The sequence below is a fragment of the Pseudanabaena sp. PCC 9330 genome, from assembly GCF_055795045.1.
This window is the reverse complement of the sequence record NZ_JAYFES010000101.1, coordinates 13,597-34,212: the sequence shown is the minus strand read 5'-3', so window position 1 is coordinate 34,212 and position 20,616 is coordinate 13,597. Positions and strand designations below refer to the sequence as shown.

The 20,616-nt window shown below is 59.5% G+C and carries 21 protein-coding genes; 8 read left to right on the top strand and 13 right to left on the bottom strand.

What is annotated here, in order from left to right:
* The first annotated feature begins 43 nt into the window (after positions 1 to 43).
* The 4 genes from AC0QKW_RS11640 to AC0QKW_RS11625 all read left to right on the top strand — a co-directional run bounded on the left by AC0QKW_RS11640 (position 44) and on the right by AC0QKW_RS11625 (position 3,761).
* Positions 44 to 646 carry a hypothetical protein gene (locus AC0QKW_RS11640; protein ID WP_473151241.1) on the top strand — a complete coding sequence of 201 codons (603 nt, stop codon included), beginning with the start codon at positions 44 to 46 and terminating at the stop codon, positions 644 to 646.
* 100 nt (positions 647 to 746) lie between these two features.
* Complete coding sequence (locus AC0QKW_RS11635; protein ID WP_473151240.1) at positions 747 to 1,394, top strand: hypothetical protein; 648 nt, start codon at positions 747 to 749, stop codon at positions 1,392 to 1,394.
* 246 nt (positions 1,395 to 1,640) lie between these two features.
* Positions 1,641 to 3,383: a VWA domain-containing protein gene (locus AC0QKW_RS11630; protein WP_473151239.1), complete on the top strand. Its 1,743-nt coding sequence runs from the start codon at positions 1,641 to 1,643 to the stop codon at positions 3,381 to 3,383.
* Between the two features lie 3 nt (positions 3,384 to 3,386).
* Positions 3,387 to 3,761 (top strand): hypothetical protein, encoded by a 375-nt coding sequence (locus tag AC0QKW_RS11625; protein WP_473151238.1) that lies wholly within the window; start codon positions 3,387 to 3,389, stop codon positions 3,759 to 3,761.
* Here AC0QKW_RS11625 and AC0QKW_RS11620 read toward each other — a convergent pair.
* Together AC0QKW_RS11620 and aroB are read right to left on the bottom strand one after the other, a co-directional pair.
* A complete protein-coding gene (locus tag AC0QKW_RS11620; RefSeq protein WP_473151237.1) occupies positions 3,758 to 5,494 on the bottom strand; it encodes an ABC transporter ATP-binding protein in 1,737 nt (578 codons plus the stop codon). The genes AC0QKW_RS11625 and AC0QKW_RS11620 overlap by 4 nt on opposite strands.
* On the bottom strand, positions 5,494 to 6,603 hold the full coding sequence (gene aroB / locus AC0QKW_RS11615) for a 3-dehydroquinate synthase (protein WP_473151236.1): 1,110 nt from the start codon (positions 6,601 to 6,603) through the stop codon (positions 5,494 to 5,496). The genes AC0QKW_RS11620 and aroB overlap by 1 nt, the downstream gene beginning before the upstream one ends.
* Positions 6,604 to 6,825: 222 nt before the next feature.
* Here aroB and petL point away from each other — a divergent pair, with 222 nt between their 5' ends.
* On the top strand, positions 6,826 to 6,921 hold the full coding sequence (petL, locus tag AC0QKW_RS11610) for a cytochrome b6-f complex subunit PetL (protein ID WP_473151235.1): 96 nt from the start codon (positions 6,826 to 6,828) through the stop codon (positions 6,919 to 6,921).
* On the opposite strand, the gene AC0QKW_RS11605 is transcribed toward petL, so the two are convergent.
* The 6 genes from AC0QKW_RS11605 to pdeM all read right to left on the bottom strand — a co-directional run bounded on the left by AC0QKW_RS11605 (position 6,908) and on the right by pdeM (position 12,779).
* The gene (locus tag AC0QKW_RS11605) at positions 6,908 to 8,137 is read right to left on the bottom strand and encodes an O-antigen ligase family protein (protein WP_473151234.1); all 1,230 of its coding nucleotides are present in this window, start codon (positions 8,135 to 8,137) and stop codon (positions 6,908 to 6,910) included. The two genes, petL and AC0QKW_RS11605, sit on opposite strands and share 14 nt — an antisense overlap.
* A 40-nt stretch (positions 8,138 to 8,177) precedes the next feature.
* The gene (wbaP, locus tag AC0QKW_RS11600) at positions 8,178 to 9,575 is read right to left on the bottom strand and encodes an undecaprenyl-phosphate galactose phosphotransferase WbaP (RefSeq protein ID WP_473151233.1); all 1,398 of its coding nucleotides are present in this window, start codon (positions 9,573 to 9,575) and stop codon (positions 8,178 to 8,180) included.
* Between the two features lie 79 nt (positions 9,576 to 9,654).
* A complete protein-coding gene (locus AC0QKW_RS11595; protein WP_473151232.1) occupies positions 9,655 to 10,809 on the bottom strand; it encodes a glycosyltransferase in 1,155 nt (384 codons plus the stop codon).
* A 104-nt stretch (positions 10,810 to 10,913) separates the two neighbouring features.
* A complete protein-coding gene (locus AC0QKW_RS11590; RefSeq protein ID WP_473151231.1) occupies positions 10,914 to 11,132 on the bottom strand; it encodes a hypothetical protein in 219 nt (72 codons plus the stop codon).
* A gap of 51 nt (positions 11,133 to 11,183) precedes the next feature.
* Positions 11,184 to 11,963, bottom strand: a complete 780-nt coding sequence (locus AC0QKW_RS11585) for an SH3 domain-containing protein (protein ID WP_473151230.1) — start codon at positions 11,961 to 11,963, stop codon at positions 11,184 to 11,186.
* Between the two features lie 129 nt (positions 11,964 to 12,092).
* Positions 12,093 to 12,779 (bottom strand): ligase-associated DNA damage response endonuclease PdeM, encoded by a 687-nt coding sequence (pdeM, locus tag AC0QKW_RS11580; protein ID WP_473151229.1) that lies wholly within the window; start codon positions 12,777 to 12,779, stop codon positions 12,093 to 12,095.
* A gap of 30 nt (positions 12,780 to 12,809) precedes the next feature.
* Between pdeM and AC0QKW_RS11575 the strand changes: the two genes are divergently transcribed.
* Positions 12,810 to 12,953, top strand: coding sequence for a hypothetical protein (locus AC0QKW_RS11575; protein ID WP_473151228.1), 144 nt, complete (start codon positions 12,810 to 12,812; stop codon positions 12,951 to 12,953).
* Positions 12,954 to 12,955: 2 nt separating this feature from the next.
* On the opposite strand, the gene opcA is transcribed toward AC0QKW_RS11575, so the two are convergent.
* From opcA to fbp, 3 genes are all read right to left on the bottom strand, one after another.
* Complete coding sequence (gene opcA, locus AC0QKW_RS11570; RefSeq protein ID WP_473151227.1) at positions 12,956 to 14,281, bottom strand: glucose-6-phosphate dehydrogenase assembly protein OpcA; 1,326 nt, start codon at positions 14,279 to 14,281, stop codon at positions 12,956 to 12,958.
* Positions 14,282 to 14,373: 92 nt separating this feature from the next.
* Complete coding sequence (gene zwf, locus AC0QKW_RS11565; RefSeq protein WP_473151226.1) at positions 14,374 to 15,903, bottom strand: glucose-6-phosphate dehydrogenase; 1,530 nt, start codon at positions 15,901 to 15,903, stop codon at positions 14,374 to 14,376.
* Positions 15,904 to 16,066: 163 nt separating this feature from the next.
* Positions 16,067 to 17,125, bottom strand: coding sequence for a class 1 fructose-bisphosphatase (fbp, locus tag AC0QKW_RS11560; protein ID WP_473151225.1), 1,059 nt, complete (start codon positions 17,123 to 17,125; stop codon positions 16,067 to 16,069).
* Positions 17,126 to 17,512: 387 nt separating this feature from the next.
* Between fbp and AC0QKW_RS11555 the strand changes: the two genes are divergently transcribed.
* Entirely contained in the window at positions 17,513 to 17,884 is a 372-nt protein-coding gene (locus AC0QKW_RS11555) for a hypothetical protein (protein WP_473151298.1), read from the top strand.
* A gap of 194 nt (positions 17,885 to 18,078) precedes the next feature.
* On the top strand, positions 18,079 to 19,152 hold the full coding sequence (hypE, locus tag AC0QKW_RS11550) for a hydrogenase expression/formation protein HypE (protein ID WP_473151224.1): 1,074 nt from the start codon (positions 18,079 to 18,081) through the stop codon (positions 19,150 to 19,152).
* A 13-nt stretch (positions 19,153 to 19,165) separates the two neighbouring features.
* Here hypE and AC0QKW_RS11545 read toward each other — a convergent pair whose 3' ends face one another.
* Together AC0QKW_RS11545 and AC0QKW_RS11540 are read right to left on the bottom strand one after the other, a co-directional pair.
* Positions 19,166 to 19,297, bottom strand: a complete 132-nt coding sequence (locus tag AC0QKW_RS11545; RefSeq protein WP_473151223.1) for a hypothetical protein — start codon at positions 19,295 to 19,297, stop codon at positions 19,166 to 19,168.
* A gap of 131 nt (positions 19,298 to 19,428) precedes the next feature.
* Positions 19,429 to 20,610, bottom strand: coding sequence for an adenylate/guanylate cyclase domain-containing protein (locus tag AC0QKW_RS11540; RefSeq protein WP_473151222.1), 1,182 nt, complete (start codon positions 20,608 to 20,610; stop codon positions 19,429 to 19,431).
* Between the last annotated feature and the right edge of the window lie 6 nt (positions 20,611 to 20,616).

Sequence of the window (20,616 nt, the reverse complement as noted above, 5' to 3'; positions counted from 1 at the left end):
CTGAAGTTGGTAAGCTTGGCGGTTAGAGCGTGAGGGTTTTGCTATGGGGCACGGAATGCGACGGTGGCGGGTATGGGCAATGGGGGCGATCGCCCTGGTCATCAGCGTGCTTATGACCCAGGCTATTCCCCACTTGGGGCACAACTTCTCTCTGGCCCAGGCCCAGCAGGGCAACCCCACGCCGCCGAGTCTGGCTCCGGCCCTGCCGATGGTGAGCGGCAGCTTTGAAGACCCCCAGCAGCGGTTTCAGATCGGCATTTTAGAGGGCTTTAGAGTTAGCTCTGCCGGGGGCAGTCCGCTGTTTCAATCTGCTGACGGCAGTTTGGCCTACACGGTGGCGGTGACCCCCCTCACCACCGCCGAGTCGCCCGATGCCGCCTTGGTAGACGCCGCCCAGCGTATCTTCGGCAATGGGGAAGGCTTTGTTACCAGCGACGTGCAGCCCCTCCCCGGCGGCGGGGTGCGCATCAACTGGGCGGGTCGGCTCAGTCAGGGGGCTGCCCCGCCCCAGCCCATTACCGGCAAAATCTTTGCCCGGCAGCGGGGTCAGGAGGTGTTTTTGCTGCTGGTGGCCGCCACCGACGGGGCAGCGGCCCAGCTGTCAGATGCGATTACTGCCCTGGGTAGCACCTTGATTGTGCCCTGAGGGCGCAGTCTCTGCGGGCGCTTGCGGAAAGGGCGCAGGCGCTGCGCCCCTACGGTGACCGACAAAATCCCTATTCCCCACTCCCTCATCCTCTTGACCCATGACTCTACGTCAACCTACTTTCTGGACAGCGCCCCAGACCTACCTACTGCTGGGCGGCACGGCCCTGGGCTATGCCCTGCTGATGGTGCTGGCTGGGCCAAGGCCAGTTGCGGGGCTGGCCGGGGCTGGGGTGGCTGCGGCCATGGTGGGTAGCTGGGTGGTGGGGTTTCGCCCCGATGAGGCGATCGCCACCGGCAGCGACCTGCTAGACGATCGCACCTTTGCCGCCCAGCTCGCTCCCCTGGGGCAGCGGGTACCGGCAAAGTCGCAAAAACCCTGGCGCGAGGTGCAGACCTGGGCGATCGAGTCTCAGCGGTTTGCCGCCCGCATCTACGATCGCGACTCGCTACTCCAGGTCGAGCTGCTCGATGCCATGCACACCGTGCTCGACCTCTCGGGCCAGGTGGCCGATGGCCTGGCCGTCATCGACCAGATTGAGACCCCCGCCTACAAGCAGATGGCCCAGCAGCGCCTGGCGGCTAGCCGCGATCGCCTCCAGGCCACCCATGCTCAGCTCCAACAGCTGCAAGACCAGGTGGCGCTCTCAACCCTTGACGACAGCAGCAGCGACCCCCTGCCCCAGCGGCTGCAAACCCTTATTGACGCCAACAAAACCATTCTCCAAGACCCTCCAGAGGCTCCCTAGAACTGCTCTCGCCTATTCTTTAAGATTTTTTCAGGCGATGAGGAAACGGCGGTTGGTGTTGTGAATGTTATGGGTGGGGTTTGTGTGATTTAGATTCGGAGGTCGCGCCGCAGAGTTGTCTGCCTTTGGCAAAGCCTGGGGTGTCTGACCCACGCCACCCAACCCAAAATCCTGGAGCAAACATCTGGGTTTATCCCTCAGTCCCCCATAGCTCATTCACCCATCCACTTGCCACCCCATTACCCCATGCGACGACTTCCCCTCATCCCCTTTGCCCTTGCCCTCTGCGCCGTGCTGCTGTGGAACTGTAGCCCACGGGTACCCCAGGTCAACTCGGTTGACAGTGCTCGGCAAGCTCTCGAGCAGTCGGTCATGCCTAAGATTAACGTGGGCGAAGACTTGATCTCTGACGAGCTAGCGACTCGCTACACCACCGACCAGATCGAAGACCCGCTGCCCGATGTCAACGCCCTGCCTCTCTATGCGGCCCAGCCCGGCGGCAGCAACACCGTCTACTTAGAGATCTACAGCTCCTCAGAGAAGGCCAACGTCGATCGCCAGAATGAGCGCTGGCTGGTGGAGGTGGCCGAGGCCTTTAACCAGCGCCAAGAGACCCTACCCTCGGGGGAGGTGATTCAGGTGGGGGTGCGCAAGATTGCGTCGGGGACCGCCGCTCGGGTGCTGGGGGCCGGTGCCGCCCAGCCCCAGGGCTTTAGCCCCGCCAATGACCTGTGGGTGGCAATGGTGCAAAGCCAGGGGGTCGATACGGTCACGGTGGCCGATCGTCTGGTGCCCAACACCGCTGGGTGGGTCATCCCTAAACCGGTCTACGACAGCCTGGCGGAGGGTAGTGCTGGAAGTGGCACGGTGAGTTTTGACCGCTTGCTGAATGCGATCGCCTCGGGCCAGGTCACTGTGGCCTACCCCAACCCCTACAGCAGTTCTACGGCGCTAAATCTGCTCTACACCTTGTATTGGCGGGCGGCGGGGCATCAAGACAACGGCGGTCAGCTCACCGTGGCCGAGCTGCAAACCCCCCAGGTCAACTCGGTGTTTGACCAGTTTCAGCAGCAGGTGCTGATCACTACTCCTACTACCCTCGACCTGCAAGAGCTGTTTTTGCGCGACCAGAGCAATCTGCAAGCCTTTCCGCTGGAGTACCAAAACTACCTGGCCCTGCGCCAGGTGCCCGGCTTTACTGACACCGAGTTTGTGCCCTTTGGGGTGCCCCACAACAATCCCCTAGTCGGCTTTGGGTGGAATACGCCCCAGCAGCAGGCCGCCTTACAGCGCTTTGGCCAGTTTGCCCTATCCCCTGAGATGCAGACCCTGGCCCAGCAGCAGGGCTTTGTCGAGACTGACTACCTCAAGGCGGCCCAGACGCCGCCGTTTCCCAATGGTGAGACTCTGCTGGCGGCCCAGTCAAACTGGAAGCTGCGCAAAGACGGGGGCCGCACGGTCTATATGGCCCTGGTGATCGACACCAGCGGCTCGATGGAGGGCGCTCGCATGGAGTCGCTGAAGGAGGGGCTGAGGGTCGCCGCCGGGCAGATCAACTCGGGCAACTACGTCAGCATTGTCACCTTTGCCGACAACCCGGAGCGCCGACTGCCCCTGGCTCCCTTTGACCAGCTGCATCAGCAAAAATTCTTAGCCACCGTCGACCAGCTGCGGGCCGATGGGGCCACCGCCATGTATGACGGGGCTATGGTCGGCCTGGCTGACCTGCTGGAGAAAAAAGCCGCCGACCCCACCGGGCGCTTTTATCTGCTGCTGCTGACCGATGGCGAGGTCAACCGGGGCTTTACCTTCGACGCCATCCAAGACATTCTCACCTACAGCGATGTGCGGTTTTACCCCATTGCCTACGGCGAAGTCAACCAGGGAGAATTGCAGGCGATCGCATCTCTGCGCGAGTCCACCGTGCAGCAGGGCACCCCCGACAACGTGCAGACCCTGTTTAAGGATCTCTTCCAGGTCAATCTCTAACCCATGCGCCACCCCAACCAACGACTGATTCGCACCCTGGGCCTGGGCTGGCTGGCCTTTGCTGCCCTGGGGTTGGGCCTGCGCCAGATTTTGGCCAGCCCCAGGGTGACGGTGGTGATCGATCGCAGCTATTGCGCCCCGGCCCAGTGGCAGCAGCTGGGCGATCGCTACGCCGACCTCTATGCCCAGCAGCAGCAGCGCCAGATTACCATCGATCGAGTCATCTACGTCAGCGACCTGGGCCAAGAAGAGGCCGCCACCGTGCCCGACCCCGAGGCGGTCAAAGCCCTCAGCACCTACGGACGCCCCAACCCTGGGCAAATGCAGCAGGCCACGGCAGATTACCCCGAGGCCACGGTGCTCACCTGCGGCAACTAGCGCGGCTGCACCTGAGATTCTAAAATTGCCCCGTAGAGGGGGCTGGTGGCCATCAGGTGGTCGTGGCTGCCCTGGGCCACCAGCCGCCCCTGATCCATCAGTAGAATGCGGTCGGCGGTGCGCACGGTGCTGATCCGCTGGGCTACTACAAAGGCGGTGCAGGTGCGGCGGCGCATCAGGTCATCGAGGGCGGTTTGAATCTGGGCGGCGGTTTGGGCATCTACCGCTGAGGTGCTGTCGTCGAGAATGAGAATGCTGTAGTCGGTGACCAGGGTGCGGGCGATCGCAATGCGTTGTTTCTGCCCCCCCGACAGCCCCACGCCCCGCTCCCCCACCAGGGTGTCGTAGCCCTCGGGCAACCCCTCGACAAAGTCGTGAATTTGGGCGGCTTTGGCCGCTTCGATCACCTGGGCCAGGGTGGCCTCGGGTTGAGCGTAGGTAATGTTAGAAAAAATCGTGCCCGAAAACAGGGTGGTCTCTTGGAAGACGGTGCTGATGTGCGATCGCAGACTTTCGAGGGTAAAGTCGCGCACATCGCGCCCGTCAATGCGCACCGCACCGCTGGTGACATCGTAGAAGCGGGGAATCAGGTTGGTGATGGTGCTTTTGCCCGAGCCGGTCATGCCCAGAATGGCGATCAGCTCGTTGGGCTTAGTCTCGAAGGAAATGCCCGTCAGGGCTGGGGTGGTGGCACCGGGGTAGCGAAACGACACGTTCTCAAAGGTGATGCGACCGCCGCAGGTGGTAAAAGGCACCGCCTGGGGGCGATCGCGAATCTCGATCTCAGCATCTAGCACCTCGTAGACCCGATCGGCCGAAGAGGCCGCCTGGGCGATCGCCGGAGCAGCAAAGCCAATCAGCAAGATCGGCTGCAAAATCAGCAGCAGATAGGCGTTAAACGCCACCAGCTCACCCACCGAAAACTGGTCGTTTATCACCGCCACCCCGCCGTAGCCAATCACCGCCACAATCACCAGGTTGCTGGCCAAAAAGATAAAGGGAAACGTGTTGCGGATGGCCAAAATGGTTTTCATGTTGGCGGCCACCAGCTCTGTATTTAGCTGGGTGTAGCGATCGCGCTCCACCTCCTCCCGCACAAAGGCCTTGACCACCCGCACACCGAGCAAGTTTTCCTGCAAGACGGTGTTGAGCTCGCTCAGCTGCTCCTGCACCTGGCGAAACAGCCGATTGTTTTGGGTAAAGAACCGCGCCATCAGCCACCCCGCCAGGGGCACCACCGTCAGGCTGATCAGCGCCAGCCGCCAGTTCATCACCAGCAAAATAGCTGCGATCGCCAGCAGCGTCACCCCGCCGCTGATCACCTGCACCAGGCTGGTGCTGAGAAAGGTGCGAATCTGCTCAATGTCGCTGGTGACTCGGGTGAGCAACTGGGAGGTCTGGGCCTGGTCGTGGTAGCTAAAGCTGAGGGTTTGAATCTTACTAAAAATGCGGTTGCGCAGATCGTAGACCACACTCTGGGACATAGCCTCGGCGCAGAAGCTCTGGCCAAAGTTAAACAGCCCCCGGGCTAGGGCCGCCACCACCAGCCAGCCCCCGCTCTGGAGCACCACGGTGAGATTGCCCTCACCAATGCCCTGATCGATCGCCCAGCGAAACAGCTGCGGCGTAGCCGCGTAGGCCACCACCAGCAGCAGGGCGCTGACCAAAGCCCCCAGGGTGAGCCAGAGGTGGGCAGCCAGACTATTAAAAACTCGTCTCAGGGGCGGCTGCATCAGCGTAGATCTGCCAGCACTGAGCGCACCAGGTCGTCGGTGACGGCATCGGTGATGCAGACCTGGCCCAGGGCCTCGGGCAAAATGAAGTTGACCCGGCCCGACTCTACCTTTTTATCGCTCTGCAACGCCTGCACAACGGCGTCAATTTCCAGTGTTGAGGGCAGCTGGGTAGGCAACTGGGTCTTGCGCAGCAGGGCCATCTGGCGATCGGCCAGGGCCGCATCCCACTGGCCCAGGGCGACGGCGATCGCCCCCGCCGCCACCATGCCAATGGCCACCGCCTCGCCGTGGTTGACCCCCCGGTAGTGCATCAGGCTTTCTACCGCGTGGCCAACGGTGTGACCATAGTTGAGAATGGCCCGTAGCCCCGCCTCTTTTTCGTCTTGGGAGACCACCTCGGCCTTGGCCTGGCACGATCGCGTCAAGATGGTGTGTAGCAGGTCGTCGCCAAGGTAGCGATACTGGTCAAGGCGGGGAGCCGCCTCCAGGGTCTCAAACAGGTCTTTGTCCCAGATCACCCCGTACTTGATCACCTCGGCCATCCCGGCCCGAAACTCGCGCACCGGCAGCGTTTTGAGCACCGTCGGATCGATCATCACCAGTCGCGGCTGGTGAAACGCGCCAATCAAGTTTTTGCCCTGTGGATGGTTAACCCCAGTCTTGCCGCCAATGGAGGCGTCAACCATGGCCAGCAGCGAGGTGGGCACCTGCACCACCGCCACCCCCCGCAGCCAGGTGGCTGCCGCAAACCCGGTCATATCGCCGATCACGCCGCCCCCGAGGGCGACCATGGCTGACTTGCGCTCTAGGCGAAAACCTAAGGCGGCATCGTAGATTTTTTGAATAGATTTCAGGGTCTTGTAGCGCTCCCCTGGGGGCAGTAGGCAGGTCTGCACCGAGTAGCCCGCCTGGGTAAGCGAGGCCATAGCGCGATCGCCGTAGTGCTTAAAGATAGCCGGGTTTGACACCAGCAGCAGCTTCTGCCCCGGCTTTACCAGGGGGGCTTGTTCCTGGGCTAGCCAGCCGCCGAGGTGGTCAACCCCGCCCTGGGTCACCACCACCTCGTAGGGATTGCTCGGCAAAGGGACCGGAATAATAGATTTCATAGGTATAGGTTTAGAAGAGGTAAATAGTTTAAAACTCTAGCGTGCGGGGGGTAAGGGGTTGGATGGGGGAGGGGATAAGGGGGTGAAGATGTCGTGAATTCTAAATATCAGCCTGATCCAATGCCAAAAGCAGGGTTCCTTCCTTCCCACTCCCCGCTCCTTCCTCTCCACCCTCCCCCTGCCATGGTTCAATAGAAACTGTAGCTGTTGTGGAGAGAAACCATGGGTGGAGTCATTGCCTACGTAGCATTTTTGAGCGTAATGGTAGGAACAGCGATCGCGCTGTTTTTTGGTCTGCGCCTCGTCAAGCTGATTTAGGCGTCAACCCCAGCAGCAGGTGGCCCATCGCCTGAATGCTGCCCAGCAGCAGCCAGCCCAAAATATTGATACGGCCATCGTAAAAGGCCAAATCAAAAAAAGCAAAGGCCACCGTGCCGCCAAACCCCGTTAGGTAGCCCGCCAGTAGCGCCATGCTCTCGGCGGGCAGGGGTTGACTCACCAAAATATAGGCGCTACGCCCCATCACCCAGCCCACCAGAGCCGTAAATCCTAGGGCGACAGGGATGCCCGCCTCCGCCGCTAGCATCAGCCAGAGATTGTGGGCGTGGGGTAAAAAATCGTCGGCCACAGGAAACTGGCTGGGGTCGTAGAGGAGCTTAAAGGTACCCAGGCCGCTGCCCAGCCAGGGATGCTGAGGAATCATTTCGAGCGCCAGATGCCACACGCTAAACCGCAGTGAAATGGTGGCAAAGGCCTCGGGCAGACTGCGGCCACCGATACCCCAGATCAGCGAACTGAGGGCTAGCAGAGCGATCGCCCCCAGACCGACCCAAAAAATATACCGATAGGGGCGCAGCAGCCCTCCAAATATCAGGAGCTGTAGCCCAACAATTAAAAGTCCGCTGCGCGACCCCGAGCAAAAAATGCCCACCACCACCAGGGCTGTGGCACCGCAGATCCACAGCCCCCGAGCCCTTAGATCTCGCCGCTGTAGGTAGTAGGCGCACAGCCCGAGGCCGAGGCCAAGCACTATTACCATGAAGTTGGCCAGGGCGTTGGGGTGGCCAAATACTGAGCTGGCCCGGTGGCCATAGTCGGTCTGTTGGTAAAGCCACTGAAGCCAGGGATGATCATTCCAGCGGCTACGGACTGCCGCCGATCGCAGGTAAAACTCGGCCACTGCCCCCAGGTTGATGGGTATCGTCGCCAGCAGTAGAGCCAGCGCCCAGTGGTGAAACGTTTTGAAGGGCTGGGGAAACTGGGGCAAAGCCACAGCGATCGCCGCGTAAAACACAAAAAACGGCACAAAGTTCAGCACTTGCAGGGCAGACTCGCCCGGCGATTGAGAAAAGCCCACCCCCACCACCATGGCTAGGGCCAGCCACAGCCAGCCCTGGGTGTACAGCAATCGACCGATGGGGCGATACCAGCGGTGCAGGCTGACCAACAAAAAACAGCCCAGACCGGCGATCGCGCCGTAGATCACGTAGGGCAACGCCACCAGGCTGGCAATCACCAGGCGCTCAAGGGTCAACCCTTTTACCCCCCCCCCGCTGGATTGTTGTCCCCCTCGCTTAGTAGGCTCCATCGCCGATGACCACAACCCAAATTGTTTTCAGCAAAATATAGATGTCTAGCCAGACCGACCAGTTTCGCACATAGTAGGCGTCTAGGTTAACCCGCTCATCGTAGGAAACATTGTTGCGCCCTGACACCTGCCAAAGGCCCGTCATGCCCGGCAAAACCTTAGTGTAAAGCCTGTATTTGTCGGCGTAGCGGGCAATTTCCTCTTCTACAATGGGGCGCGGCCCGACCAGGCTCATCTCCCCCCGCAGCACGTTCCATAGCTGGGGTAGCTCGTCGAGGCTGGTGCGGCGCAAAAAGTGGCCAATGCGAGTAATGCGAGGGTCATAGCGCAGCTTGTGGTCTTGCTCCCACTGCGATCGCAGGTCAGGGTGTTCGGCCAGGTAGCGCTCTAGCACTTGCTCGGCATTGGGCACCATCGATCGAAATTTCCAGGCCACAAAGGGCTGACTATTTTGGCCCAGACGGTGCTGGCTATAGAAAACCGGCCCCGGCGAGTCAAGTCTCACCACCAGGGCAATGATCGCCAGCAGCGGCAGCAGCAGCAGCCCCAGCACCAGAGTCAGGCCCAGATCTAGAAAGGTCTTGATCAGCCGTGGCCCCGGCAGCAATAGCTGCTGACGTATTTCTAGGCCCAAGATACCGCCTAGATCTTTAGAGCTGACCCAGAGGCTGGCCACCCCAAACAGGTCAGGAATCATCAGCAGGTGGGGAAAGGTGCGACCATACTGCTCTAGCACCCGCAACAGATGCTGCCGCTGCATCCCCGGCATCGCCACAATCGCGTAGTGAATGTCGTGCTTGTAGGCTAGCTGGGGAGCCTTAGACAGGGGGCCAACCACCGGCACCCCGCAGAGGCTGCCGGTCTTGGTGAAACTATCGTCGAGCACCGCCACTGGCTTGAGCCCAAAGGTCGGCTGATTTTTGAGGGTGCGCACCACCAGCTCGCCCGTGCGCCCGGCCCCCAAAATGATCACTTGGTAGCCCCACCAGGGGTAGCGTGAGAACACCTGCTTTACCAGCAGCCGCCCCGCCAGCACCAGCACCAGCGAAAAAATCCAGGTGAGCAAAAACACCCCTCGAGAGTAGGTCTCACTCTCCCGGGTTAAAAATAGCCCTGCCCCCAGCACCAGGTAGGTAAACGTGGTTGACAGGCAAATGCGCCGCAGCTCATCTACCGGGCTGAGCCCTACCGCCGGGTATAGCCCCGCCACGGCGTAGGCCAGCAAAAACACTCCTAAAATAGGCCACAGCTGACCATACAGACTGGGCTCATAGCGACCATCAAAAAAAAGCCGCAGGTATACGCCCACCGTGCCGGCCAGGGCCAGAGCCACCATATCCGACAGACTGAGCAGACCAACCATCGGCAGCGAACGGGTTGACATCCGCAAGGAAATCAACACCGGCTTAACTGTGCGCCCTAGAGGAAACATAAATTTCCCCAATACTCCTGCAACACCGACACTACTCTAGTTCATCACCCCGATTAAATTGCAGCCACTTGTGGGTCAAATATGTGGTGAGTTCCTGAAAAAAACGTGGTTCAGAAAATGTTTCGGCCCACTGGCGAATGGTTTCGGCCACAAACTGCGATCGCTGACTGTCAAAGTGCTCTACCGCCTGCACCAGATCGTCAACGGTCTGGCGACCAAACAAAATCCCTGTTTTGCCAGGCTGTACAGTCTCGGCACAACCTCCTCGACCGTAGGCAATGACCGGCGCACCGGCCGCCTGAGCTTCTACCACCGTGATGCCAAAATCTTCTTCCGCAGGAAATATAAATCCTCGACAGCGCTCCATATAGTCAGACACCATTGCGTCTGACGGGTTCCTGATAAAGGAAATATTGGCCTTGGCAGCCCGCTGCAAAGCTTCCAGGGCGGGGCCGTCGCCCATCACCACCAGGGGCAGACCCAGCCGGTTAAAAGCCTCAACGGTAAGGTCAACTCGTTTATAGGGCACGCAGCGCGATACCGTCAGGTAAAAGTCTGCGCGGGGCTGTTGCCAGCGAAAGCGATCGATCGCCACGGGAGGGTAAATCACCGTGGCGGGGCGGCGATAGGTTTTCCAAATGCGGCGGGCCACGTAGCGAGAGTTGGCGACAAAGCAGTCAACCCGGTTAGCGGTAGCCAAATCCCACAGGCGCAGGTAGTGCAAAATCAGCCGAGTTACTCCCCCTTTGATGTTCATGCCCCCAGACAAACCCGCCTGTTCTAAATATTGGTGCTGCAAGTCCCAGGCGTAGCGAATGGGTGTGTGCACGTAGCTCACGTGGAGCTGGTGGGGCCGGGTGAGCACCCCTTTGGCGACGGCGTGGCTGCTAGAGAGCACCAGGTCGTAGGCCGAGAGATCAAACTGCTCGATCGCCAGGGGCATCAGCGGCAGATATTGACGAAAGTGCCGCCGCGCCCAGGGCAAGGTTTGAAGAAACGAAGTCTGAACGCGGGTGCCGGGGGGAATGAGCGATCGCGCTTCAGGCTCTAAGAAGTTGACCAGGCTAAAGACATCGGCCTGGGGGCACACCGTCAGCATCTGCTCGACGACTTTTTCTGACCCGGCGCGGCTGACCAACCACTCGTGCACCACGGCCACGGCAGTGGGTAGGGGTTCAGGAGACATGGAGCATGGGTAGGGGGTGGATGGGTAGGGGGTGGATGGGTCTACCTTGACGGAATTGGGCTATGCGTTTTGGCATGGGGTGGGGTAGACCTACGGGGGCGGCCCTAGCCTTCGACCTTAAGCTCTCCAGCCGCAACCTTATCGCTGACCAACTGCCGCACTAGCGCTAACTCTTCAAAGGTGACTTGGCCGTCGGCCTTCATAGCGGCGGTAATGGCATCGCGCTCAGCAGCGGTGAGCACGCCATCGGCGATCGCCCGTTCGACAGTCTGCCGCAGGGTGTCTAGCTCCTGCTGTTCTTCGGCGCTTAGTTCTCGAGCCATGGGGTACTCCCGTTGCGGTATCAGGCTCAATCTTATCAGGGCGGCTCTCGCTTACTTACAGGTGCCTGTGCCTTCAATGCCCTCGTAGCTCACGGCGACCTGGGATCCGCTGCGAGGGTTACCCCCCGAGAGGTCGGTCAGCTCTACGGCGTAGCTGCCGCCAGTGGGCGGGCTCATGGTGCCCCGATAGAGAGGCTGGCCCTGGTTGCTGCTGCCCTGGCGGCTAAGGCTGCCGTCGAAGGTGTTGCGAGTTTCGAGGTTGGTGAAGCGCACCTGGTTAAACCCATTGGCGTCATAAAAGGCGATAAAGGTCATGGCCTCCATTAGACCCTCGCAGGTGCGGCTGGCGCTGGCCTGGGGCGACAGGGGCGTGGCCCGCCCGGCGATGTTGATAAAATCGCCGCGAATCCAGCCCTCGGCACCAGATTCTTCAAATTTGACAAAGTACCAGGTGCCGTCGCTAGCCTGGGCCGATCGCAGCAGTTGTACGGGGTCGCCCACTACCCCGTAGCCTTCAGCGGTAGAGCTGGTGGTGGGCTGCGATCGCAGATTGATTCGAGACCCCGGCTCGGCTGCGATTAGCTGGGCCGCCTGGGGTGGGTTCATCGCCGTACCCGTACCGCCAACGCCAGGCTCTGGCTGAGTGGGTGCAGCCGTGGGGGCCGGGCTGGGGGCGGGGTCGATCACCAACGGCTGTTCGTCGATCTGCTCTTCTCCAGCGGGCGGTACTTCTGCCGCCTGGTCGTTGTTGCCCCGACAGGCCGTCGCTGTCAGACTGACGGCACCACATAGCACCAGTGCCAACCATCCCTTACCCCTGACCATAGCCATTCCCCCACCGGAAATCCAGAGATATAGCATAGCGCCTGCCCCTGGCAGATTTGAGGGTTAGGATTTGAGATTTTACACTGGCACAGGAGCTAGGCTACTGGGCCAGCCAAGCACTAGGGACCTGATAGATTACTGTCCAGGTTTACCGCCAGTAAAGGCCACCACTGCCCCATCAGCCACCACGTAGGCGGTCTCTCCCCTCGCTAGAGCAATGTCGTAGCCACCGGTAAACTCGCCAAAGGAGGGCAGGGTCAGGCGGTTTTGTCGGGGCTGCCAGTGAAAGCAGGGCAGACGTAGGCGATCGCACCCCATTGTCAATCGCAGGCAGGGGTGAATATGGCCGCAGATATTCAGACGCTGCCCATCGCCGTGGGGCTCATGGCTAAACAGAAGGTCGTCTACCTCCACCGCCTCAACCCAGCACTGCACCGAGAACTGGCTAAGGGTATCTTGCAGGGGGCGATCGTGGTTGCCTAAGATCAGGTGGGCACTCACCTGATTGCGCTGCAAGAACCTCAGCCAGGCATCAATTACCCCGTCGGCCATACCCTCGCGCCCGTGAAACAGGTCGCCCAAAATCCACAGCCCAGCGGGTTTGCACTGATCGCACAGCGCCTCCAGGCGCGCCAGGGTGCCCTGGTTGACCTGGCTGGGCACTGGCAGCCCAAAGTGCTGAAAGGTCTCGGCCTTGCCCAGGTGTAAATCAGACACCAGCAGGGCGCTCTGAGTGGGCAGGTAGAGGGCGCGATCGCTCAGCAGATGCAGCTGAGTGTGACCTACCGCGAGAATCTCTGCTGAGGCAGTCGAAGATGGCATAGATGACAGCGCTATTCCTCAGATTGCAGTATGTCATCCATTGACCGCGTCAGCGTCAGCTCGGGGAAGCTGGTCGAACCGATCGCCTCCCTAAAATCGTGCCAGAGCCTACTGGCCCCGATCGTGGAGGATCTAGACCAACACCGGGCTGCCCAGGTAACTAAGGCTGTCTAAATCTAAATGTTCATGATCTTAGACACCATAGCCAGACTCTCTTCGTAGAGCACATCTTCGCCCCAGCGCTGGAGCTGCTGCCCTAGCATAAAGTCAGCCTTTTGATCGGTCAGCGCCGTCACTTGCTCTACCTGACAGGCCTGGGCACCGCCACCGGCCTCCATCCGCATGCAGCCAGTGGTCTCTGAGCACAAAATCGTGCAGCAGTTGGCATTTGTATCGGTAGAAGTTAGCCGCAGGCCGGTCAGATCGCCCACCACCTCGCCCGAGTCAGCCACCGGAATGGCCGCCAGCTCCGCCTCAACAGGCAGGTCGTTAGGCCCTGTGAAGTGAATCTTTTTAATATTGTAAATGCCCCCCTCTTCCACGTAGTCGACCAGTTGCCAACCCAGACGACTGGCAAACCAGCCCAAAAATAGCAGCGCCTGGGCCGCATTGCCCTGCTCGTAGTCAATGCTAATACGATCGACATCGAGCAGCGACTCGCGCCGTTCGGGGGGGTCAAAGGCAGCGGCGGTCAGCTCTTGCCAGGGGGCCAGACGGTGCCAGTTGAGGTCGGCAATGTAGGTGCCCGACTCGATTAACTCCTGCATTTTTTGCAGCTCGGACTCAGCATCGCTAAAGAAGCTAGAGTCCACAATGATGCAGTTACTCGACTTTGCCAGGTTTTGAAAAATTAGCTGCTCTGGGCTAGGGGTTGCCTTCCACCAGACAAACTTAGGCAACTCTGGCAGAGTGAGCGAGTTAATTAGATCGCTTACCCGCTCTAGGGCAGCCTTAGTGCCGCGCAAATTAATGTACTCGCAGCACACCAGGTTACCTGAACTCTTCTTCTGCACCGGGCAGTACACCGACACTTGGGCCGTCACCCCGGTATCTTCGCCAAAGGTAGGACAGAGGCTGATGACCCGGCAGGGGTTGTGGGCCGAAATGGACTCACTTAGGCTAAAGCCCCGCTGATCGAGGTTAGTGTACTGCTTTTGAGCTGTAGACAGCTTGGCATATTCCTGACGGATTCGAGCCAGCGTCGGGGGGTCGACTCGGCCCGTTACCCTCAGGTCGTAGGCAATCTGGGCCTGGCGAATGGCCTCGCGAGTCTGGTTGCCGTGATTGCTGTCGATGTAACCTTTATAAAACCCCAGCGCCGCCAACACCTGCTGCACCTCCTCTGGTTCATAGATCACCATGGTGAAGGTGGTGGCTCGGGTAGCCATTTGGGTGGCCAAGCCCGAGTCTTGCTGGTGCCAGATCTTTTGCAGCTCTGACTCAATCTCGTCGAGGGAAATATCCTTAGGTTTTTGCAGGGTAACGGTGGGAGTAGTGGTCATAGGGCAAGAGCGTTAGGGGGCAGAGATAGGAGATGTTGAGTTTTGACTTTAGACATTGAGCATTAGCTCAAAACTAAGCTCTCAAAACTGGTCTAAAGGCGTCGCCAGCGGCGGCCGTCTTTGTTGAGCAAAAATTCGGCCTCCATCGGCCCCCATGTACCCGCCTCGTACAGAGGAATGGCCTGCGGATCGGCGGGGGCATCCCAAGCTTCGAGCAGGGGGGTCAGCAGCCGCCATGAGGCTTCTACCTCGTCTCCCCGGGTGAATAGGGTCTGGTCGGCCAGCATACAGTCAACGATCAGCCGGGCATAGGCGTCGGTGTTGGCCTGGCCAAAGGCGGCATCGTAGCGAAAATCCATATCCACCGATCGCGTTCTGAGCGAGTTACCCGGCGTCTTCACCTCAAAGCGCATGGAGATGCCCTCATCGGGCTGAATGCGCAGGGCCAGCACGTTGTGGTTCATCTGCTGGGCCGCCGACTGAAACATCAAGTGAGGCACATCTTTGAAGTGAATGGAAATTTCACTCACCTTCTTGGGCATGCGCTTACCGGTGCGCATGTAGAAGGGCACTCCCTTCCAGCGCCAGTTGTCGATCTCGAGCTTAAGGGCGCTAAAGGTCTGCACCGTCGACTCGGGGTTGGCCCCCTCTTCTTCGCGGTAGCCCGGCACCGACTGTCCCTTCATCCAGCCGCCAGAATACTGCCCTCGCACCGCCGACTGACTGAGGTCTTCAATGTCGGCCAGACGGGTGGCTTGCAACACCTTGGTTTTTTCGTTGCGAATGGCGTCGGCGTCGAGGGAGTTGGGTGCCTCCATGGCGGTGAGGCAGAAGAGCTGCATCAGGTGATTTTGCACCATGTCGCGCAGGGCTCCGGCGGTTTCGTAGTAGCCCGCCCGGCCCTCTAGGCCTACGGTTTCGGCCACGGTAATCTGTACGTGGTCAACAAACTGGCGGTTCCACAGGGGCTCAAAGATGGCGTTGGCAAAGCGAAACACCATCAGGTTTTGAACGGTTTCTTTGCCTAGGTAGTGGTCGATGCGGTAAATCTGGCGCTCGTCGCAGACATCCTGCACTACCCGGTTGAGCACCCGCGCCGAAGACAGATCTTTGCCGAAGGGCTTTTCAATGATCAGCCGCTGCTTGTCGGGGTTGTCGAGCATACCTGCGGCCCCCAGCTGCTGGGTGGCCTCGCCAAAAAAGCGCGGTGCCACTGAGAGATAAAATACCCGGTTGCCCTTGGTGCCCCTGGTCACGTCAATCTCGGCTAGCAGGGTTTTGAGCGCCTGATAAGAAGCCGGGTTGTCAATGTCGCCGGGGCAGTAGAACAGGCCTTTGGCAAAGTCGTTCCACACGGCTTCGTGGCCCAGGCCGTTGCCAAATTCTTCGACCCCTTCCCGCAGGTGATCACGAAAAAAGTCGTGGCTCCACTCGCGGCGGGCTACCCCCACAATGGTGAGCTCGGGGGGCAGCCGTCGCTCGCGGCGCATCTGGTAGATGGCGGGTACGATCTTGCGCTGGGTGAGGTCGCCCGAAGCCCCAAAAATTACTAAGATCTGGGGTTCAGGAATTCGATCTTGCTGAAGGCCAGCGCGCAGGGGGTTTTCAAGCAGGGTCACCATAGGCCGTTAGGGGGTCGTAGTGGATTCAGCTATATTCTGCCAGGCACCTCTCAAAAGCTAGGGATACTACAGACCCTCTTAAGCAAACCAGGGGCAAACCGGAGTCAGCAGTAGTAAAAAATACGTTTTTAGCCCGATTTTGTGGGGATTGATACAGTCTCTGCTAACCTGCGGCCCCGGTATTTTGGAGGCGACGACTGTGGTCTTGAATGAACGACTCTACCAGGGCGACGTCGTCTTTGCTGCCCACCACAAAGGGCGTGCGCTGGTGAATTTCGCCGGGCACCACGCCCATAATATCTGCGGTGCCGGTGCTGGCCCGGCCACCGGCCTGCTCGATCAAAAAGGCTAGAGGAGCAGTTTCATACAGCAGCCGCAGCTTGCCCTCGGGCTTTTTAACGGTGCCAGGGTAGAGAAACACGCCGCCCTGGGTGAGAATGCGGTGAAAGTCGGCCACCAGTGCTCCGGTGTAGCGGGCCGAGTAGCCGTCGTGGCGATGGACGTAGCGGGTAAAGTCGCGAATGGCGTCTTCCCACTGCCAGAAGTTGCCTTCGTTGACGCTATAGGTGGGGCCGTGGGCAGGGGTTTGGATATTCTCGCTGGCCAGGATGAATTCGCCTAGGCTGGGGTCGAGCACAAAGGCGTGGACGCCGTTGCCAATGGAGTAGACCAGCATGGTGCTGGGGCCGTAGAGAATGTAGCCAGCGGCGAGCTGCTGGTGACCGTCTTGCAGTAGGTCGGCCCCGGTTTGCTCAAGGTCTTCGCCCTGCTGGCGGCGAATGGAAAAGATTGACCCTACGTTGAGGTTAATATCGACGTTAGACGACCCGTCGATGGGGTCGTAGAGCAGAGTGTAGCGGCCAATAGGGCAGTTTTCAGGAATGTAGTAGGGCTTGTCCATCTCTTCGGAGGCGAGGCGGCATACGAGGCCGCTCTGCTTAAATACTGAGATGAAGACGTCGTTGGCGTAGATATCCATTTTTTTGACGGCTTCGCCCTGGACGTTGGTGTCGCCGGTAAAGCCCAGGGCCGACTCCATCAGCCCGGCGCGGCTGAGGTGGCGGGCGATCAGCTTGCCCGCCAGGGCGATGCGGTTCATCAGGGCGCTGAGGTCTTGGGCGTCGGGGCCAAAGCTATGGAGCTGTTCGAGTACGTGGCGGGTGAGGGTTTTGCAGTCGCGATCGAGGGCAAAGGCGGTGTCGGCGGGTTGGTAGTCGGCCATCGTAGGGTTCCTTACATCTTCTGTTGGGGCAGGGCGGCGGCGTCTAGCGAGGGCGATAATCCCCTGGAGCTGTCTTTATGGTATTGAGGCTGGCTGCGATCGCAGCCAGCCTTTAGAGACACTTTAGAAATGGAACCCCGCTGAGAAGGGCGAATTGGCCCAGAATTTGCGGCCACTGGCAGGTTTGAAAGTGCCGTGGTCGCCTGGCAGACACCAGGCTCCGGCAGCTTTGGTCTCTCCCTGCCACCCTAGCACTAACAGATTCCCTCGCTGAGAGGCTTGGCTTTGGGGTAGCGGTCGACGGCTTGAAAATCGGGGGTAGCGGGGCCAGCAGTTCGCTGCTGGTCCTGGGCGCATCTACCAGCGGCAACCCCTTGAGCTTTTTTCATGGCTAACCAAAACCTCGGGCAAAAAGCTCGCGATCGCGTCGATCAGCACCTCACCGAGGCGGGCTGGGTGGTGCAGGGCAACCGAGCGGTCAACTCTAACGCTGGCCCCGATATTTTGGTATCGATCGATACCAAAAACTTGGGGGAGCAGGCCGAACAAGGGGTGATGGTGTTTTTGCCTAACGACGACAATCGCAAGCTTACCGAGCTGTGCACTGTGCAGTGGCTGAAGTCGTCCTTGGTGGCGAAGCATAGCCAGCGCATGGATGCCAGGTCTATTAACGGCTCATGGCGTGGCCCAATACCGCTTAATCCGAGGTTCGGTTGGCGGCTTATGCGGCACAGAATCAGCATATCGGTTCACAATTAGTGGTGGAAGCCGAACCTGTTGTTGGGGACAGGTGTGGCAGGGCTTGTTCCACAAGGGTTTTGGTTGCAATTGATGACACGCCCTAAACCAGCGTTGGCGAGAAATTCGGAGCCTAGGTAAGCAGACTATGATGTCAGCTAGAGTAAGCGAGGATCGCTCGACCCAGCACCCTCAGGCCAAAATCGCTATTCCCTATGACCACCGCCTCTTTTCCTGCCACCTGCCCTATTCCTCTGCAACAGTACCCCCACGTGCTCATGGCCCATGGCGGGGGCGGTCGCTTTATGCACCAGCTGATTGAGCAAATGTTGCTGCCTGCTCTGGGCACCCACCCCGACTGGCAGCACGATGCCGCCCGGCTCGACCTGCCCCACGGACGCCTGGCCTTTACCACCGATTCCTACGTGGTGTCGCCGCTGTTTTTTGCGGGGGGCGATATTGGGGCCATGGCCGTTTATGGCACTGTCAACGACCTGTCTATGGCCGGGGCTAGGCCTCTCTACCTCAGCCTGGGCTTTATTCTCGAAGAGGGGTTGCCCATGGAAACCCTGTGGCGGGTGGTGCAATCGATCCAGGCGGCAGCGCAGCGGGCGGGGGTGGCGATCGTTACGGGCGACACTAAAGTGGTGGAGCGGGGCAAGGGCGATGGATTGTACATCAACACCGCTGGGGTCGGCAGCATTGACCACCCCTGGCAGATCACCCCTAAGTCAGTGCAGCCGGGGGATGCTATTTTGCTCAGCGGCGATATTGGTCGCCACGGCATTGCAATTATGGCCCAGCGAGAAGGGCTCGGCTTTGAAACTACCCTAGAAAGCGATCTAGCCCCCCTAAATCAGACTGTTCAGGCCCTACTAGCGGCGGGCCTTGAGCTGCACTGCCTGCGCGACTTGACTAGAGGCGGGCTGGCTACAGCGCTGAACGAGATTGCGATCGCAGCCCAGCTCGACATTGAACTGGACGAACCCCGCATCCCCATCTGCGACGCAGTGCAGGGAGCCTGCGAAATTCTTGGCTTAGACCCCCTCTATGTCGCCAATGAAGGTCGATTTATTGCGATCGTCCCTGAGGCTCAGGCCGACGCTGCACTCGAAATCTTGCAAGCCACTAGCCCGGCTAGCCCAGGTTTTTTAGCACAGCAGATCGGCCGGGTGAAGCGGCCGACCCGACCCGGTATTTCTCCCGGACTAGTGACGCTGAACCATGGGATCGGTGGTAGTCGCATTCTCGACTACCTCAGCGGCGAACAACTCCCCAGAATTTGCTAGTTGCTCTGGTTTCTTACTGGTTACCCCGTCGCTTGAGGGCAGCCACCATCTGCTGCCGTACAGCCTTGGCCCACTGGTCAAACTTAACCTCTGGCTGAGAGTCATGATCTAGGGTGGCGTTGGGTCGGCTACGATCTTGGGTCATGACAATCTCCTCTGCGGCATTGGTGTAGTTTTTGTTACCAACTTAATTATTCCCGCAAATAATTGCTTTGGTATAGCCCCTCAGGTAGAGATCTCATCACCTGAAGGTGACAGAGATGGCTGAAACTTTGGTCAGCTACAGCATAGGGCCGGGCCAGGGATATCTGCAGCAACCACCGGAGGGTAACGGTAGGCGGGCTGATCTTGGCTCACCAGCCAGTAGGTGTTAAGCCAATGGCCGCTTTTAAGCTGCATTTCCCCCCGAGGCTTGAGGGTGAAGTGGTCTTTGAGGTACGGGTAAGACAGCTCAGACACCTGAATTTTGCTGGCTTCCCCGGTGGTTTCCATGAAGCTAGCGATGTTGACCGTGTCGCCCCAGAGATCATAGATAAACTTGCGAATGCCAATGACCCCCGCTACCACGCTACCGGAGTTAATGCCGATGCGCAGCTGAAAAGGCTGACCGTCGGGCCGCCGAAAGTCGCCGATGGCAGACTGCATGTCGAGGGCCATCTGGGCGATCGCCCGAGCGTGATCAGGCCGCGCCATTGGCACCCCCGCCGCCACCATGTAGGCATCGCCAATGGTTTTGATTTTTTCTAGTCCGTAGAGGGCGGCCAACTCGTCAAACCGAGAAAAAATCTTGTTGAGCAACTGCACCAGTTCGCAGGGGGTGAGCTGCGCCGCCACGGTGCTAAAGCCCACAATATCGGCAAAGAGAATGGTGACATGGTCGAACTGATCGGCGATCGCCTGTTCGCGATCTTTAAGGCGCTGGGCAATCTGGAACGGCAGCACATTGGTCAACAGCTCTTCTGAGCGCTGTCGCTGCCGTCGCAGATCGGCCTCGGCCTGCTCTCGCTCTTTGATCTCGACCTGGAGTCGCTGGTTTTGAACCTCTAGCTGCTGCTGCTGCTGGCGAATAGCCAACTGATGCTTGACCCGCAGCAGCACTTCGTAGGCCATAAAGGGTTTGATAATGTAGTCTGCTGCTCCCAGACTAAAGGCCTGCTCTTTTTCTCGCTCCGCATCACGGGCAGTGAGAAAAATGATAGGGATGCCCTGGGTCACTTCGTTGGCCTTCAGCCGACGGCACACCTCGAAGCCATCCATCATGGGCATGGTAATGTCGAGCAAGATCAGGTCGGGTGGGGCCAAGTCTATAGCCTTGAGAGCTAGGGCCCCGTTAAGGGCTTTGCGGCAGCGGTAGCCCTTAGCTTCGAGAATAGTAGACAAGACGCGCAGATTGTCAGGAATATCATCAACCAGCAGAATGTCAACGTCCTCAGGGAAGAGAGAGGTCGCGGTGTTCATATCGGG

Coding starts and splice junctions, on each gene's coding strand:
- zwf (WP_473151226.1), bottom strand. CDS start 15,903: ATGGTGACCCTGCTTGAAAACCCCCTGCGCGCTGGCCTTCAGCAAGAT.
- AC0QKW_RS11555 (WP_473151298.1), top strand. CDS start 17,513: ATGGCTAACCAAAACCTCGGGCAAAAAGCTCGCGATCGCGTCGATCAG.
- AC0QKW_RS11635 (WP_473151240.1), top strand. CDS start 747: ATGACTCTACGTCAACCTACTTTCTGGACAGCGCCCCAGACCTACCTA.
- petL (WP_473151235.1), top strand. CDS start 6,826: ATGGGTGGAGTCATTGCCTACGTAGCATTTTTGAGCGTAATGGTAGGA.
- AC0QKW_RS11590 (WP_473151231.1), bottom strand. CDS start 11,132: ATGGCTCGAGAACTAAGCGCCGAAGAACAGCAGGAGCTAGACACCCTG.
- AC0QKW_RS11625 (WP_473151238.1), top strand. CDS start 3,387: ATGCGCCACCCCAACCAACGACTGATTCGCACCCTGGGCCTGGGCTGG.
- pdeM (WP_473151229.1), bottom strand. CDS start 12,779: ATGCCATCTTCGACTGCCTCAGCAGAGATTCTCGCGGTAGGTCACACT.
- AC0QKW_RS11620 (WP_473151237.1), bottom strand. CDS start 5,494: ATGCAGCCGCCCCTGAGACGAGTTTTTAATAGTCTGGCTGCCCACCTC.
- aroB (WP_473151236.1), bottom strand. CDS start 6,603: ATGAAATCTATTATTCCGGTCCCTTTGCCGAGCAATCCCTACGAGGTG.
- opcA (WP_473151227.1), bottom strand. CDS start 14,281: ATGACCACTACTCCCACCGTTACCCTGCAAAAACCTAAGGATATTTCC.
- hypE (WP_473151224.1), top strand. CDS start 18,079: ATGACCACCGCCTCTTTTCCTGCCACCTGCCCTATTCCTCTGCAACAG.
- fbp (WP_473151225.1), bottom strand. CDS start 17,125: ATGGCCGACTACCAACCCGCCGACACCGCCTTTGCCCTCGATCGCGAC.
- AC0QKW_RS11545 (WP_473151223.1), bottom strand. CDS start 19,297: ATGACCCAAGATCGTAGCCGACCCAACGCCACCCTAGATCATGACTCT.
- AC0QKW_RS11540 (WP_473151222.1), bottom strand. CDS start 20,610: ATGAACACCGCGACCTCTCTCTTCCCTGAGGACGTTGACATTCTGCTG.
- AC0QKW_RS11640 (WP_473151241.1), top strand. CDS start 44: ATGGGGCACGGAATGCGACGGTGGCGGGTATGGGCAATGGGGGCGATC.
- AC0QKW_RS11630 (WP_473151239.1), top strand. CDS start 1,641: ATGCGACGACTTCCCCTCATCCCCTTTGCCCTTGCCCTCTGCGCCGTG.
- AC0QKW_RS11575 (WP_473151228.1), top strand. CDS start 12,810: ATGTCATCCATTGACCGCGTCAGCGTCAGCTCGGGGAAGCTGGTCGAA.
- AC0QKW_RS11595 (WP_473151232.1), bottom strand. CDS start 10,809: ATGTCTCCTGAACCCCTACCCACTGCCGTGGCCGTGGTGCACGAGTGG.
- AC0QKW_RS11585 (WP_473151230.1), bottom strand. CDS start 11,963: ATGGCTATGGTCAGGGGTAAGGGATGGTTGGCACTGGTGCTATGTGGT.
- wbaP (WP_473151233.1), bottom strand. CDS start 9,575: ATGTCAACCCGTTCGCTGCCGATGGTTGGTCTGCTCAGTCTGTCGGAT.